This is a genomic window from Daejeonella sp. (assembly GCF_030684675.1).
In the GTDB taxonomy this organism is placed as follows: Bacteria; Bacteroidota; Bacteroidia; order Sphingobacteriales; family Sphingobacteriaceae; genus Daejeonella.
In genome coordinates, this window is record NZ_JAUXXZ010000034.1 from 22,863 (window position 1) to 36,952 (window position 14,090).

13 protein-coding genes are annotated in these 14,090 nt (G+C 36.4%); 2 read left to right on the forward strand and 11 right to left on the reverse strand.

Annotation, left to right across the window (positions count from 1 at the left end):
- Nucleotides 1-78: 78 nt before the first annotated feature.
- The 3 genes from Q8M41_RS07240 to Q8M41_RS07250 all read right to left on the reverse strand — a co-directional run bounded on the left by Q8M41_RS07240 (nucleotide 79) and on the right by Q8M41_RS07250 (nucleotide 1,823).
- The gene (locus tag Q8M41_RS07240) at nucleotides 79-693 is read right to left on the reverse strand and encodes an HAD hydrolase-like protein (protein ID WP_305364580.1); all 615 of its coding nucleotides are present in this window, start codon (nucleotides 691-693) and stop codon (nucleotides 79-81) included.
- Nucleotides 694-855: 162 nt separating this feature from the next.
- Complete coding sequence (locus Q8M41_RS07245) at nucleotides 856-1,164, reverse strand: hypothetical protein (RefSeq protein ID WP_305364581.1); 309 nt, start codon at nucleotides 1,162-1,164, stop codon at nucleotides 856-858.
- Between the two features lie 2 nt (nucleotides 1,165-1,166).
- Nucleotides 1,167-1,823 carry an ABC transporter ATP-binding protein gene (locus Q8M41_RS07250; RefSeq protein WP_305364582.1) on the reverse strand — a complete coding sequence of 219 codons (657 nt, stop codon included), beginning with the start codon at nucleotides 1,821-1,823 and terminating at the stop codon, nucleotides 1,167-1,169.
- Between the two features lie 148 nt (nucleotides 1,824-1,971).
- Between Q8M41_RS07250 and sucC the strand changes: the two genes are divergently transcribed.
- Entirely contained in the window at nucleotides 1,972-3,168 is a 1,197-nt protein-coding gene (gene sucC, locus Q8M41_RS07255; RefSeq protein ID WP_305364583.1) for an ADP-forming succinate--CoA ligase subunit beta, read from the forward strand.
- A 57-nt stretch (nucleotides 3,169-3,225) separates the two neighbouring features.
- On the opposite strand, the gene Q8M41_RS07260 is transcribed toward sucC, so the two are convergent.
- The 8 genes from Q8M41_RS07260 to thrS form a co-directional block, all read right to left on the reverse strand.
- A complete protein-coding gene (locus Q8M41_RS07260) occupies nucleotides 3,226-4,140 on the reverse strand; it encodes a DUF72 domain-containing protein (protein WP_305364584.1) in 915 nt (304 codons plus the stop codon).
- Between the two features lie 193 nt (nucleotides 4,141-4,333).
- The gene (locus Q8M41_RS07265) at nucleotides 4,334-5,005 is read right to left on the reverse strand and encodes a hypothetical protein (RefSeq protein WP_305364585.1); all 672 of its coding nucleotides are present in this window, start codon (nucleotides 5,003-5,005) and stop codon (nucleotides 4,334-4,336) included.
- Complete coding sequence (locus tag Q8M41_RS07270; RefSeq protein ID WP_305364586.1) at nucleotides 5,002-7,923, reverse strand: class I SAM-dependent DNA methyltransferase; 2,922 nt, start codon at nucleotides 7,921-7,923, stop codon at nucleotides 5,002-5,004. Before Q8M41_RS07270 ends, Q8M41_RS07265 begins: the two co-directional genes overlap by 4 nt.
- Before the next feature lie 242 nt (nucleotides 7,924-8,165).
- Nucleotides 8,166-8,804: a DUF6266 family protein gene (locus Q8M41_RS07275; protein ID WP_305364587.1), complete on the reverse strand. Its 639-nt coding sequence runs from the start codon at nucleotides 8,802-8,804 to the stop codon at nucleotides 8,166-8,168.
- Between the two features lie 233 nt (nucleotides 8,805-9,037).
- Complete coding sequence (gene rplT, locus Q8M41_RS07280) at nucleotides 9,038-9,382, reverse strand: 50S ribosomal protein L20 (RefSeq protein WP_305364588.1); 345 nt, start codon at nucleotides 9,380-9,382, stop codon at nucleotides 9,038-9,040.
- Nucleotides 9,383-9,459: 77 nt separating this feature from the next.
- Nucleotides 9,460-9,660, reverse strand: coding sequence for a 50S ribosomal protein L35 (gene rpmI, locus Q8M41_RS07285; protein ID WP_305364589.1), 201 nt, complete (start codon nucleotides 9,658-9,660; stop codon nucleotides 9,460-9,462).
- Nucleotides 9,661-9,765: 105 nt separating this feature from the next.
- Nucleotides 9,766-10,338 (reverse strand): translation initiation factor IF-3, encoded by a 573-nt coding sequence (gene infC, locus Q8M41_RS07290; RefSeq protein WP_305364590.1) that lies wholly within the window; start codon nucleotides 10,336-10,338, stop codon nucleotides 9,766-9,768.
- A gap of 12 nt (nucleotides 10,339-10,350) precedes the next feature.
- A complete protein-coding gene (thrS, locus tag Q8M41_RS07295) occupies nucleotides 10,351-12,276 on the reverse strand; it encodes a threonine--tRNA ligase (protein WP_305364591.1) in 1,926 nt (641 codons plus the stop codon).
- 297 nt (nucleotides 12,277-12,573) lie between these two features.
- On the opposite strand from thrS, the gene Q8M41_RS07300 reads away from it, so the two are divergent.
- A complete protein-coding gene (locus Q8M41_RS07300; RefSeq protein ID WP_305364592.1) occupies nucleotides 12,574-14,031 on the forward strand; it encodes an IS1182 family transposase in 1,458 nt (485 codons plus the stop codon).
- Nucleotides 14,032-14,090 lie beyond the last annotated feature (59 nt).

Below are 14,090 nucleotides of genomic sequence, written 5' to 3' on the forward strand. Positions count from 1 at the left end.
TCTTAAATTCATTTTATTCAACATTTTCTTTGGTTTGTTTTGATATAAATTATTTTGGTATTCAATTTTAAATTCAATTTAAAGAAATTCATCCACAGCTAAATAATCAACACCAGAGGATATTGCAAATTCCTGATCAGTTTCTGAAGCTCCAATGACCATGATATCTTTTCTTGTTAACTGATGATCTTTCAGTATATACGATAATACGTCAGGATTTGGTTTCAGGTTTATCTCTGATGCATAATAAACCCTCAAATATTTCTCCAGTCCATTCCACTCTATCTGTCTGATCTTGTTCAACTGGACTTCTGGCTTACCGTTTGTCACCAAAAACAAATGCTTTCTGTCTACGACAATTTCCTGCATCAATTCAAGAATCCCTGAAAATAGTAACAATTTCAATGGTAATCTTGCAGTATAGTATAGTCTTTCAAAATTATCGCGATATTTTTCCTCTATACCAAAAGCTTCTTTTGCCCTGTCAAAAATACCTTCATCTCCATGATGAGTATAAGACGTTTTGAAAAATTCAGTAAGATCCTGAGAAGTTGGAAAACCCTCGGTAAATTCAATAAAATTGGCAAAAAGATAATAGACTTGTAAAAGATAATCTCTTTCAGGATAAATTACATCGTCTAATTCAAATACGAATGCTTTTATGCGATTATCCAGATCTTTATATTTAAGCATAGTCAAATTTATGAAATCAAAATCGATACTTGCATTATTCAATTTAGATGTAAAATATCAGATCTCACATTGTAAGGTCATACCTTAATCCCTATTAAACAATTACTCATCCGAAAGAATACAAATATTAGACCATTCAGTATTCAAATCGTTTAATGCCACTTACAATATCCATTCATTTGACGGTATTATGATATTAATTCCATATTCTATAAAAAGCTGCTTTGCTTTGGATAATTCTTTGATTTCTGCTTCTTTGAGTGGATAAATCTTAACTATTTGATTATCAATGCATATTTTAAGTAATTCACTTGTAAAGATTGGTGATGAAGCCTCAGGGATACGAATGAATTTTTTTCCGGGAATTGAAGGCATTTCAATATGCTCCGCAAAATACACTTCAGATTCATTGAGGGATTGTTCAAGTTTGTATGCAAGAGAAAAGGAAGCTGCGGTAATCAGAATTGCCATTACTAATAATTGATTATCAGACCATCTTTCATCAACACCTTTCGATCTGCCATTTCTGCCAAATTCTCATTATGGGTAACGATGACAAAGGTTTGTTGCAAACTGTCCCGAAGGTCTAAAAACAAGCGATGCAGACTTTCTGCATTGGCAGAATCCAGATTACCTGATGGTTCATCTGCCAGAATAATTGCAGGACTATTAATCATGGCTCTGGCAACAGCCACCCGCTGCTGTTCACCACCAGAAAGTTCATTTGGTTTATGATTTGCTCTGTCTCTTAAACCAAGAAGATCAAGAAGTTCAAATGCCCTTTTTTCGGCTTCTCTTTTGCCTTTCTTTGCAATAAATGCAGGAATACAGATATTTTCTAACGCAGTAAACTCTGGCAGCAAATGGTGAAACTGGAAGATAAAACCAATTTGCTCATTTCTAAAGACACTCAGTTTCTTTGAAGAAAGGGAATTGACGTCAATATTATTTAACAGAACAGTACCCTGATCAGGTTTATCGAGTGTGCCAATAATATGAAGCAAGGTACTTTTACCGGCGCCTGATGCCCCAATAATAGTAACAATCTCTGCCTTCTTAATATCCAGATCAACACCCTTTAGTATCTGTAAGTTACCGTATGATTTCTGAATTCCCCTTGCCTCAAGCATGAATATAGATCTTATGAATATGCAAATGTGTGAATTGTTTACTAAACTATGGCTTCCCGTAAAATAATAGCTTAATTTTTGAAAAAAACAGCCTTTACTATTTTCAGGTTAGCAATAAAAACGTAGTTTTACGACAAATAATAAGTAAATGAATATTCACGAATATCAGGGTAAAGCAATTTTAAAAAGCTTTGGTGTCAGGGTTCAGGAAGGCATTGTTGCTGATACTGCAGAACAGGCTGTTGACGCCGCTAAGAAGCTTAAGGTAGATTATAATTCAGACTGGGTTGTTATAAAAGCTCAAATCCATGCCGGTGGCAGAGGAAAAGGCGGAGGTGTTAAACTGGCAAAAAACTTAGAGGAAGTTAAGGAAAAAGCAGGACAAATTATTGGAATGCAATTAGTGACCCCTCAAACTGGCCCTGAAGGCAAGTTAGTGAGTAAAATTTTGGTTGCTCAGGATGTTTATTATCCTGGAGAGAGTGAAACAAAAGAATTCTATATCAGTGTATTGCTCGATCGTTCCAGGGGACGTAATATCATCATGTACTCCACTGAAGGAGGTATGGATATCGAAGAGGTTGCAGAACACACCCCTCATCTTATTTTCAAAGAAGAAATTGACCCTAAAGTTGGCCTTCAGGGATTTCAGGCACGTAAAATCGCCTTCAATCTGGGATTAAGTGGTGATGCTTTTAAAGACATGACCAAATTTATAGCAGCGTTGTACAAGGCCTATGAAGGAACTGATTCTTCTATGTTCGAGATCAATCCTGTTTTAAAAACATCTGATAATAAGATACTTGCAGTTGATGCAAAAGTAAATCTTGACGATAACGGTTTATTCCGTCATCCGGATTATGCAGCTATGCGCGACACCAGTGAAGAAGATCCAACTGAAGTTGAAGCAAGCAAATCAAATCTGAACTACGTAAAGTTAGATGGTAATGTTGGCTGTATGGTTAATGGTGCCGGACTTGCAATGGCTACCATGGATATTATTAAACTTGCAGGCGGTGAGCCGGCTAATTTTCTGGATGTTGGTGGAACTGCCAATGCTGAAACTGTAAAAGCAGGATTTAATATCATACTTTCAGATCCGAATGTAAAAGCGATTCTGATCAATATTTTCGGTGGTATTGTACGTTGCGACCGTGTAGCTCAGGGTGTGATTGATGCTTACAAGGAAATAGGAAATATTCCGGTACCGATCATTGTTCGTTTGCAGGGAACTAACGCTGTAGAAGCTAAAAAACTGATTGATGAATCGGGATTGAAAGTTTATTCAGCGATTCTGTTAAAAGAAGCAGCTGCACTGGTAACTAAAGTATTGGAAGAGAAATAATTTCAGTTCAACAAATAAAAAAGAAAGCCGCTGATTATTAATCAGGGGCTTTCTTTTTTAGAACAGAGTTGTAGATTTCAGGAGACCCGGAGGTTTCAAATCAGTTCCGAGTTTGTCATTTAACTGCTTAATGGTATAATCAGCTAGAATCGGAGTATCTTTTTCATCATGCTGGTGAAGAAAGAAATAAATCTTATTTAAACCTTGATCTTTCCAATCAGCTAAACGCTCCACCCAGGCATCTATACGACTAAAATCTGTGGGATGCAGGCCATTACCAACAAAACGAATAAATGCATCTGGTGTAGTTAATTCCATGTGCACACAATCTCTCCTGCCGCTTGCGTCGGTAATAACCGAGCCTTTTTTAAGCGAATGCATCATATCAAAGAGGTCTTTTCTAGCACTAGTATCCTCATACCAATCTTTATGCCTCACTTCAACAAAAACGTCAAAGTCTCTGGGAAGTTTTTCCAGGTAATTCTTAAGGATTTCAAAGTTTTTGGGACCAAAATTATCACTCAATTGAAGGAATGCCGGGCCAAGAGTATTTCCAAATTCTGATATACTTTCCAAATACTGAGAGGTTAGCTCTTCTGCATCCTTCAATCTTTTAATATGGCTTATATTTTGGGTGAACTTAGGAAAAAACTTAAAATCTGAACGGGATGCTTCTGCCTTTTCCCGCCAGGCATTTACCTGTTCTTTTTTCGGCATACCATAGAAAATAGCATTCAATTCAATGCTATTAAAATGCTTCACATATTCTGCCAGAAAATCAGCCTCCCTGGTTTTTGGGGGATAGATCATTCCAACCCACTCCTTTCTACCCCATTTAGCACATCCTACGTATAAATCCGGTCTTGCGGGTTTCTCTGATTCCTTAAGAACCTGTGTTGTAAGACTTGTGTCACCAGGAAGAGTAAAATCTACCAGCGGAAATTCATTATCAGGTAAACGACCAAAATCCATAAGGTATTTTTATTTCTAAGATAACCAAATTGACGAGTGATCTGTCCATTGTTCTTGCAAACTACTTCCTTTTTATCGGGTATGGATGATGTGAGGTATTTTTTATTTTATTTGTGAGCTGGAAGATGTTTCTTGGTTCTGGATATTAGCTTGTGCAAATCGTAAATGTCCTTACAACATAAGAAGGGTTTGGTTAATTCAACAGTACCCACAGGTGGGTTAAATTAATAACACCACTTTTCCTGCGTGCAATAGATTTTAAAAAGCAAAATTCAGTATTAGATTCAGATTCTGACAAGGCCTCGTCTTTATTCCAATTTTTATCAATTTCAGATAAAATCTTAAGCCAATTATTAATTTCTTTAATCCAATAACTTGAATTTTCTTTCTCAATAAATCCAAGTAAACCACATTCATATAGACCTTTACCATGTTTTTCGGTTTTGTACCTTTCTATTCCTCCATTATTTTTTTCTCCAATAACATATTCTTTTTCTCTTGACTTTTCAGGAGAAGGTAAACGCTTACTTTCAACCGAAAAAAATGAAGTAGTTGAAACATTTTGTTCATTAGGATAAAAATAAAAATCCGAAAAACCTTTACTTTGATTGGTGATGTCTCGGTATTGCCCATTAATGTTAAATGGATAATCATAATTTCTTATTAGAATTTGAGCCTGCTCTATGTAAATCTGTGTAAAATCGTCTTCATTTAGTTTTCTTTTTTTGTAGAAATCAGAAACTAAATACGTTTTGAAATGAGGTACTGTTTGCTTCATTAGTTTACTAATAAGCAAAACGACATTAGCATTTGAAATACTGATTAGAGGTTGATATTTATTCGATAAGTTTTCCTCTGCTATCATTCTCCTATTAAATTAGAAAAGTCAGAGAAACATTTATCCGCATCACGATAAGCAGTTAAAGAAAGCCAATATCTGTACTGGTTGGGTTTAACAAAAACAATCGTATTTTTTTGAGGATATAACTTGATTATTCTATTTACCGATAAATGTGCAGAAATTTGATTGTTTGTAAGTCCATCAATGTTTAATTCAGATAAGTCTTTAGCAAATTTCGTCTCTATATCTTCGCTGTCGTATTTAAATACGGTTGCAATTAATGAATTTTCAAGTTGGATCACATCACTTAACCTAAATTTACGTTTATTATCATCATAGATGACGTTTAAGGCTCTGGAAAATTCCGTTCCATAATTTGATATAACAGAATTAAATTTATTTATTTTAATAGCTTCCAAAGCTTTTGATTTTTCTCCGTAAATAAAGAAATTCTGTTGAAATTCTATGCTATCATTGATTACATTTAATTCAAAGTCAGAGAATGAAAAAATATTTTCAATAAATGGAATATTCTTCAAATCTTTTAAAAGAAACGTGTTATTTCTATTTATTAGTGTTTCAGAGCTTGTTGCTAAAAAATAGAATTTGTAAAAAGAGTAGTATTTTTCAAAGGAATTATATATTCTCTTCAGAAATTCATTGTCATCTTGTAATGACTTGATAGATACCAATCTTCTCTTAAATGAGAAGGATTTATCGTTCAAGAAAATTGGAAATCTTTTCTCTCCAATGTTTTCCCATATAATTAGATTAGGGGCTAAAAAAACTCTTTCTGGCGGGACTTTTGAAAATTTCATTTTTCTATCTATCTCCACAAGTAAATCATAGTTTATATCTTCTTCGTCTATTCCTTCAGTTGGCAAAAAAGGAATATCATACATATAATCAGGAGATAAATTTTGTTTACTTCCTATTTCAATACCCTCTTCGATCAGGCTGTCGTTATTTAATAAAACAGTTTGTAGTGTTGAAAGTGTCTGTACTTTATCTATAAGATTTCGTATTCTTCCTCCACCAAGTAAATTGTTCTTCCAAACAAACTCGTTATTTATTGTTGTTTGTCGGTTTACAAAATGTAAATCATAATCATCTATTTCAAAAACAATTCTTTCTTTAGTTGCTTTAGTTCTCCTAAAAGTTAAGTGTAAAATGTTCTTGTTAAAATCAGGTTTCTCATTTTTGATAAAGATTGCAGCTGAACCCACTCTTGCTCCATTATCCCAAAGCGATTTTCCTTCCGCTAAAGCTGTAAAATCTAAGACCTGAACAACATTGAAATTTGAAAACAAGGCCTTTTTGTAATCATTAGAGGTGCTATTATACAACAAGCCTGATGACTTAATAATCAAACAAACCAATCCGTTCTCTTTTAGAAAACTAAAAGATTCCGAAAGGAATTTCAAAGCAATTTGCCCTTGCGGTATTTTTACTTTTTTGTTTTCTAAATTCCAAAAATTGGTATAATTTGAAATTGCCCCCCTTACAAACGGTGGATTTCCAATTACTAAATTAAATTTTTTGCATTCAATTGATTTACATTCAAAAAAATCCGAATAAATTAAATTTCCTTCAGTTAAATCATCAAATCTTAATTCATTGAGGATTTTTACAGGATTTAACTCATTACATAACGCCAAACTCAAACTAAAAGAGGCTAACCTTACAGCCTGTTCTTCTTTATCTACTCCATAAATATTTTTTAATAACGACTTTAAAACACGAATATCAGGAGTATTCATACTGTTTTTGAGCCTCCATATCTGAACCAATCTTTTAAAGGCGATAACTAAGAAAATTCCCGAACCACAAGCCGGGTCTAATATTGTATAACTATTTAAGTCAATATCATTATACTTTTTCAGTGGAATACACTCATCAACCAATAATTTGGCTAAATGGGACGGCGTATAATACAATCCTTTTTCTTGCTTATCTTCTCCCAAAAATTCCTCATATAAACGACTAATCAGTTCTACAGGAATTAGTTTAAACTCGAAATATCGCCAATCAGGAAAATCCATTTCAAGCTGTGAAGAACCTACAGTCGTTTTATCGGTTGCCAATAAGTCAGCTACACTTGATAAATCTAATGCTTTAAGTTGTTTTTGTTCTTCTATTTCCCACTTAAATACATTTCCATTAAAATTCTCGTTTAAATCTGAAAGAAGTTCAACAAATTTACCCTGTTGCTTCAATACCTCATTAAAGGTTGATGCATTATTATATTTTTGAAAATATTTTTTTGATAATAATTTATTGCCTTTATTATCAATTCTCTCTTCTAAATACTTTACTAAAATAGCTTGAACAATAATCTTATTAACAATTTCCTTGCGTGTATTCTTAAACTCTTTTGTTAGTTTATTTGCTACAAAACGAATGTTATCAATCAGTTTATCATAGGCGGAGTTCTGAAACCTAAATCTATTTTTCAGTTCCTCTTGTTCCCAAAAAATACCACTTTTGATTTTGATAGCAAATTGCTTGTTATATAAGTTATCTACTTTACCAATTAATTTCAGATCCTTTATTAAATACTCCGGTAGGTAATCTTTGGTTATGTGTTTGGTACAATCAATAATTTTTATTTCAGTATTATAAAAAATACAGGCTAAAGGAACTTCACCACTACTCCAGATTTTTGTTTGAATTTCAGCTATTTCACTTTCCCTTGCTTCCTCAAAACTCCTGTCTGTGAAGTCAAATAAATAAACCTGGGGCTTATAGCTCCCATTGAGCTGGGTACGCAGATACACAGCAGAGGCAAGGAGTTCACCTGCCTTTTCGATATGAAATTGAATCTGTGGGTCTGGAAGTATATTTTCTTTATGGGTTAAATATAGGCAATCGTCCTCAAGAGCAAATCCAAGATTTGCTATAACTTCTTGAAAATCAGGGCTATTATTTTTATTGTTGACCATTTTGGTATTAACCCATGAAGGTAAGAAAATCTTTGTCTTGTTATCTGGTTAGATTTACTTTCTTTACTTTCTCATTCGCAAAAGTCTGTTGTTTTTCTCGTATAGTTCAAGTAGAAAAAATCATTCGAGTAAGCTCATAGTAACTGGTTACAGCCAGTTATGTCATTATTTACCTCTTTATATGGTTTTATGGTATAGGCATTGTCTATTCAATCCTCAAATCCTAATATGTAAACTTCAGATTAGATCTTAATTTTACCCAAATATAAGCTGTCAGACTGCCGGCTTCTGTCGGCAGCAACGAAGGCCATATACAAATGAATTACAGATCCGGGTTTAAACTCTAAAGGTAAAGTTAGTTGATCAGTACCCACTTTTCTGAATTGTCCGATAAGCTTATAAAAAGCCCTTTCAGCTTCGATATTATAGGCAAGCAGCATGACCTGATCATGATCAAATGATTGATCAAATCCTTCGGGATTCCAGGTAAAAGTTAACTCTTTGGGGCCGCTTAAATTAAATGCTGTATGTTCAGACATTGGAAGTTCTCCGTAACTAACTTTCACCAATGCAGGATCGATAACAATAGTATTATCAACTACGTTCAATACATTTTTTAGCAAATATGATTTGGCAGACACAAAACCTTCGGATCGCTCACTGTATCCTTTAAAGCCTACACGCACGAAACTAAGCAATGGTTTAAGCCATACCTGAGCGGCTGCGAATTTACGACGGTTTAGTGCTTCTTTCTGACTAATTACCCTTGTTCGATTTTTGTATGGCCCCTTTAAATAAGGTATTCCATTTCTTGAGGATCCAATAACTGTACCTACTTTTCCTATGACAGGACCTAAAAGACCATTAATTAATCTGCCCATAACAAAAAGATAATGTATTGAAAATAAGAAGATTGACGTTAAATTGCAAATAAAAATATAATAAATTATAGGTTAAACAATAATAAATAACAGATTTCAGCTGAGTTCTATCCCTACTTGATCCCTACTTGATCCCTGTTTGATCCCTGTTTGATCCGTGTTTTATATTGAGAAGGAGCAACAAAAAAGGGAGCACGAGGCTCCCTTTTCTTACTTATAATAATAATAATGATCTATTTTACAGTATCAACCACAGCTTTAAACGCTTCAGGATGGTTCATAGCCAAATCAGCTAATACTTTACGGTTTAACCCGTTTCCTTTTGCAGTTAATTTACCCATTAATACAGAATAAGATAGTCCATGCTGACGTGCACCAGCGTTAATACGCTGAATCCACAAAGCTCTGAATTCTCTTTTCTTGGTTTTACGGTCACGGTAAGCATATTGCAAACCTTTTTCGACTGTATTCTTAGCAACGGTAAAAACCTTGCTTCTTGATCCCCAATAGCCTTTGGCTAAATCTAAGACCTTCTTTCTTCTTCTTCTTGACGCTACTGCGTTAACCGAACGTGGCATGTTGTGTTGTTTTTTGGTAAGCGGTGTTCCAATTAAGAAACTTTAAAACCTGATACCTGGTTAAATTAATTTGTTAATTATTTGCCGATTGTAAGCATACGTTTTACGTTGCCCATATCTGCGTCAGAAACTAAACTTGTCTGACCTAAAGCGCGCTTACGCTTGTTGCTCATCTTGGTTAAGATGTGGCTCTTGAAAGCGTTCTTTCTTTTGATTTTGCCTGTTCCAGTAAGCTTAAAACGCTTTTTTGCACTGGAGCACGTTTTCATTTTTGGCATAACTCTATTATATTTATTATTTGTCTATTATTCTATTTGTCTATTTGTCAATTGCGATGTGCCCTAATGGACAAATCAATAAATCCGATTTTATCGGATGACAAATTATTTTTTTCCTGCATGCTTTGGAGCTACGGTAAGGAACATACGCTTACCTTCTAATTTAGGTAGTTGTTCTACTTTACCAACATCCTCCAAAGCCTGAGCAAATTTTAATAAAAGGATTTCTCCCTGCTCTTTGTAAACAATTGCACGGCCTTTGAAATGAACATAAGCACGTACCTTTTCTCCATTTTCAAGGAAGCCAATCGCATGTTTCAGTTTGAACTGAAAATCATGATCATTGGTATTAGGTCCAAAACGAATCTCTTTAATGACCGTTTGTTTTGCGTTGGACTTAATTTCCTTCATTTTTTTCTTCTGCTCGTAGATAAACTTGTTGTAATCAACAATTTTACATACAGGCGGAACTGCATTCGGGGAAATCTCAACAAGGTCAAGATCCTGTTCAATAGCCATAGCTAAGGCTTCTCTGAACGGATATATACCAGTTTCCACGTTATCACCAGTTAAACGCACTTCAGGCGCTCTGATCAAATCATTGATCTTATGTTCTGCTTCTTTCTTTTTAAACGGAGGTCGTGGTCCCCTGTTAAAGCCTGGTCTTCCTAATGCCAAATTATATTTTTCTTAAATTGTAATTTCTTTAACTAACTGATTACTAAACTCTTCAATCTTCATACTACCTGCATCTCCCTGTCCATGTCTTCTAACAGAAACCATGCCGTCATTCATTTCCTTCTCACCAATGATGAGCATGTATGGAATCTTTTTCACTTCCGCATCTCTTATTTTGCGGCCAATCTTCTCGTCACGAGAGTCAATCAAGCCGCGAATATCGGAATTATTAAGCGATTCTAAAACTTTTTTTGCATAATCCTCATATTTTTCAGAGATAGGAAGAACGATGAATTGCTCGGGAGTTAACCATAATGGAAATTCTCCGGCACAGTGCTCGATCAATACGGCAACAAAGCGCTCAAGTGAACCGAAAGGTGCCCTGTGTATCATAACCGGGCGATGTTTCTGATTATCGCTTCCTGTATATTCCAGTTCAAATCGCTCAGGTAAATTATAATCAACCTGAATGGTTCCCAACTGCCACTTTCTTCCCAGTGCATCTTTCACCATAAAGTCGAGTTTCGGACCATAAAAAGCCGCTTCGCCCAATTCAACAACGGTTGTTAAGCCCTTTTCTTCTGCTGCTTCAATGATAGCAGATTCGGCCAGCTGCCAGTTCTCATCACTCCCAATATATTTCGCTTTACTTTCAGGATCACGGAGAGAGATTTGGGCAGTATAATTATCAAATCCCAATGCCTTGAATACATATAGTACAAGGTCAATCACTTTCTTAAACTCTTCCTTCACCTGATCGGGACGGCAGAATAAATGTGCATCATCCTGTGTAAAGCCACGAACACGGGTTAGTCCATGCAATTCGCCACTCTGCTCATATCGGTAAACGGTGCCAAACTCTGCATACCTTACAGGAAGATCCTTGTAGGAACGGGGCTTAGTTTTGTATATCTCGCAGTGGTGTGGGCAGTTCATCGGTTTTAAAAAGAACTCCTCTCCTTCCTGAGGTGTCTTTATTGGCTGAAATGAATCAGCACCGTATTTCTCATAATGTCCTGAGGTGATATAAAGGTTCTTATGGCCAATATGCGGAGTAATTACCTGCTCATAACCTGATTTAACCTGTGCCCGCTGGAGGAAGTTTACCAGTTTCTCTCTTAATGCAGTTCCTTTTGGAAGCCATAATGGTAAGCCCATACCTACCTTATCTGAAAAAGCAAAAAGCTCTAATTCCTTACCCAATTTACGGTGGTCACGCTTTTTTGCCTCTTCAATCATGTGAAGATAATCAGTCAGCTCACTTTGCTTTGGATAAGTTACTCCGTAGATACGGGTCAATTGCTTTCTGCTCTCATCCCCTCTCCAGTATGCTCCGGCCACATTCATCAACTTTACTGCTTTAATGAATCCTGTATTCGGAATATGGGGTCCGCGGCACAGATCAGTAAAATTTCCCTGAGTATAAAAAGTAATTGAACCATCACTAAGATCTTTAATCAGATCCAGCTTATATTCATCATCTTTTTCTGTAAAATATTTAATGGCATCTGCTTTGGAAACCGCTTGCCTTGAGAAATCAGATTTTTGTCTCGCAAGTTCAAGGATCTTATCTTCAATCTGCTTAAAATCATCAGAGGAAAATTCCCGGTCACCAAAGTCAACATCGTAGTAAAACCCGGTTTCAATTGCCGGACCAATACCAAACTTGGTCCCCGGATATAAGGATTCGAGAGCCTCTGCCATTAAATGGGCAGACGAATGCCAGAATGTAGCTTTTCCATCCTGATCATTCCAGGTAAGTAATTTTACTGCTGAATCTGACTCAATCGGACGGTTGGAATCCCATACTTGCCCGTTAACCTCTGCTGCTAAAACATTTCTGGCTAATCCTTCAGATATTGAAAGTGCGACTTGATGCGCTGTGGTTCCCTGTTCGTATTCCCGCACTGAACCATCAGGAAGTGTAATTTTGATCATCTACAAAATGATTTATATGTTATAATTTAAAATATTCAAATGATCACCTACAAAGTGATCTTCAATTCAAGAGCAAAAATAGGATAATTTGGGTAATTTTTCATGTAGAGACAAATGTTTGAGCAAGGTAAATAGCTGATAACATAGGTATATCTCATTTAGGTAAATATAATACAGCAATTGCCTGTCCCGTTTATAGTCGCACCGCTGAATAGCCCGGAGCTAAAGTGGCTGTTGCACAACTGAGATATTTAAAAATAAATTTATCTATGTCATTGATTATTAATATCTTAATGCATGCAAGGCAAAAAAGGCTATCAGGAAAAGTTGTTTATCACTTTTCGACTATCTGACCATGTTCCCCAGGACAATATTTATCGTCGTTTGAATGAAACGGTTGATTTTAGTTTCTTATACCGATCCACTTATACTTATTATGGAAAGGAGGGGCAAAAGAGTATAGACCCCGTAGTGTTTATGAAACTGATGCTGGCGGGCTATCTGGAAAACCTCAATAGTGATCGTAGGATCATAAGCATGGCACGAATGCGTATGGATATACTTTATTTCATCGGCTATGACCTTGACGAGGAACTACCCTGGCATAGTACGCTGAGCAGAACTAGGCAGCTGTACGGGCAGGAAGTATTTACAGAGTTGTTCAAGAAAGTACTTAAGCAGTGTATCGACAAGGGAATGGTAAGTGGCAGGCGCCAGGCTGTAGACGGAGTTTACCTCAAGGCCAACGCTTCAATGGATAGTTTGGTAGAACGAGAGATCATGGCAGATGCAGAGGACTTCAGCAAAGAATTATCTGAGCAGGGCGAAGCATCTGACGATGTTGTTAGATTCGAATCGAAAAGTGAACCTCAAGAGGTTATCCCTAATAAAAAAACCGGCAATAAAACCCATTATAGTCCATCCGACCCGGATGCCCGAATGTCGGTTAAACCAGGCAAGGCGGTTGCCCTGAACTACTTGGGTCAGGTCGGCGTAGATATGGCTAGCCATACAATCACACACGTTCAAGTATTCACGGCCGACAAGCGTGATTGTCAATGCCTACCCGAAATGCTTCCAACTATGGTTAATACACTAGCTGCTGGCGGGTTGAAAATGCAAGAGATTGTAGCCGATACAGGTTACAGTAGTCCGGATGCACTAAAATCGATTGAAGAAAACCGATTAACGGGTTATATTCCCAATCCGAAACAAGTGGTGTACAGCAGAGAAGGGTTCATTTATGATCCTCAGGAGAACCAATACATCTGCCCTGTGGGGGAAGCACTTGTTTACAAAGGAAGGTCGGAGGTCGACACAGATATATATAGATTGAGCAAGCGCGTGTGCAATGAATGCAGCCTCAAAGATCAATGCTCCGTAATGGGCGCCAATGGAGCGAGCATCAGGCAAACAGTAGATAAAGCATATTACGATCGCATGCACGAACGCATGCAGACCCGAAAGGCTAAGATTCTGATGAAAAAACGTCAGAGCACAGTAGAACCAGTCATCGGAACCCTGGTTGATTACTTGGGGATAAAAAAACTCCGTTGTAAAGGACTGGCACAGGCAAATAAATGCCTCACTCTGGCGGCAGTGGCCTATAATCTTAAAAAATTATTAAAACATAGAACCGACGCAGAGTTAAGGAAGCTACAGATTCACAAACCAGATATCAGCTTTAATGACTTTACTAACAGTGTAGCTCTCTTTTACAGGGGATGGTTTAATCTGCTACCTATCACCCAATAATATGCTCACTAACACCTACAATGTTGAATCTTTCAGCGCAGGGTTGCGCAACAAGCACT

Excerpts from the sequence above, each read along its gene's own strand:
- Q8M41_RS07270 (WP_305364586.1), bottom strand. The coding sequence starts at position 7,923 with ATGGTCAACAATAAAAATAATAGCCCTGATTTTCAAGAAGTTATAGCA.
- rpmI (WP_305364589.1), bottom strand. The coding sequence starts at position 9,660 with ATGCCAAAAATGAAAACGTGCTCCAGTGCAAAAAAGCGTTTTAAGCTT.
- Q8M41_RS07240 (WP_305364580.1), bottom strand. The coding sequence starts at position 693 with ATGCTTAAATATAAAGATCTGGATAATCGCATAAAAGCATTCGTATTT.
- Q8M41_RS07275 (WP_305364587.1), bottom strand. The coding sequence starts at position 8,804 with ATGGGCAGATTAATTAATGGTCTTTTAGGTCCTGTCATAGGAAAAGTA.
- Q8M41_RS07300 (WP_305364592.1), top strand. The coding sequence starts at position 12,574 with ATGCAAGGCAAAAAAGGCTATCAGGAAAAGTTGTTTATCACTTTTCGA.
- Q8M41_RS07250 (WP_305364582.1), bottom strand. The coding sequence starts at position 1,823 with ATGCTTGAGGCAAGGGGAATTCAGAAATCATACGGTAACTTACAGATA.
- rplT (WP_305364588.1), bottom strand. The coding sequence starts at position 9,382 with ATGCCACGTTCGGTTAACGCAGTAGCGTCAAGAAGAAGAAGAAAGAAG.
- Q8M41_RS07245 (WP_305364581.1), bottom strand. The coding sequence starts at position 1,164 with ATGGCAATTCTGATTACCGCAGCTTCCTTTTCTCTTGCATACAAACTT.
- sucC (WP_305364583.1), top strand. The coding sequence starts at position 1,972 with ATGAATATTCACGAATATCAGGGTAAAGCAATTTTAAAAAGCTTTGGT.
- Q8M41_RS07265 (WP_305364585.1), bottom strand. The coding sequence starts at position 5,005 with ATGATAGCAGAGGAAAACTTATCGAATAAATATCAACCTCTAATCAGT.
- Q8M41_RS07260 (WP_305364584.1), bottom strand. The coding sequence starts at position 4,140 with ATGGATTTTGGTCGTTTACCTGATAATGAATTTCCGCTGGTAGATTTT.
- thrS (WP_305364591.1), bottom strand. The coding sequence starts at position 12,276 with ATGATCAAAATTACACTTCCTGATGGTTCAGTGCGGGAATACGAACAG.